1 protein-coding gene is annotated in these 1096 nt (G+C 65.6%); it reads left to right on the top strand.

Annotation, left to right across the window (positions count from 1 at the left end):
- On the top strand, nt 1–1089 hold a 1089-nt coding region (locus E3O46_RS16125), incomplete at its 5' end, for a hypothetical protein (RefSeq protein ID WP_206750902.1).
- Nucleotides 1090–1096 lie beyond the last annotated feature (7 nt).

A 1096-nucleotide genomic window follows, 5' to 3' on the forward strand; every position in this document is an offset into this window, starting at 1 on the left:
CACACCATTTCGGTGCATGCGAAGGATGCGGCGGGTAACTGGGGTGCGGTGGCGACGACGACCCTGGTGATCGATAAGGTCAAGCCTGCGGTGAGTGCGGTCACGGTGACACCGAACCCGACCGGGGGTGCCGCTTCGGTGACCCTGACGGCGCAGGCGACGGATGCCGGCACGGGTGTCACGCGTGCCGAGTGGTTCACCGGTGCCGATCCTGGTGTCGGCAACGCGACAGCGATGACGGTCACCGGGACGGGCCCGTGGACCGTGTCTTCGACCATCGATGCGCGAGGGTTCAGTGAGGGTGCCCGCACCCTGACGGTGCGGGTGCGGGATGCTGCCGGGAACTGGAGTGTGACCGCGTCGGCGGTGCTCCAGGTGCAGGCGGCACTGTCGTTCTCCACGCTGGGCAACACGAACCCGGCCGGGGTGGGCGGCACGGCCGATGACGCGGACATCTATTCCTGGAGCGGTACCGCGTTCAGCAGGGTGATCGACGCGAGTATCGCGCCGTACAACCTGCCGGGCGGTGCCAACGTTGATGGTTTCGACCGGGTCAGTCCTACCCAGTTCTATGTGTCGTTCGCGGACCCGGTGAACGTGCCGGGGATCGGCGTTGTGCAGGACGAGGACGTCGTCTTCTTCAACGGCACTTCCTGGTCGCTGTTCTTCACGGGCAGTGCGCATGGCCTGGGCGGTAACAACAACCTGGACGTGGACGCGATCAGCGTCGTCGGTTCCACGTTGTACTTCTCCACACTGGGTAACTCGAACCCGCCCGGTGTGGGTGGTACTGCCGATGATGCCGATATCTATTCCTGGAACGGGACCGCGTACAGCCGGGTGATCGATGCGAGCGCCGCACCGTACGGCCTGCCGGCCGCCGCGAACGTGGACGGGTTCGTGCGCGTGGATGCCACCCACTTCTACCTGTCCTTCAGTGCTGACACGACGACCGTGCCGGTTCTGGGGGCGGTCCAGGACGAGGACGTCATCTACTACAACGCGGGCACCTGGTCGGTCTACTTCGATGGCACCGCCCACGGCCTCACCACCGCCAACCAGGACCTGGACGCCTTCGATGTCCCGTAGCGAACAG

The sequence above is a fragment of the Cryobacterium glucosi genome (assembly GCF_004402235.1).
Taxonomy (GTDB): Bacteria; Actinomycetota; Actinomycetes; order Actinomycetales; family Microbacteriaceae; genus Cryobacterium; species Cryobacterium glucosi.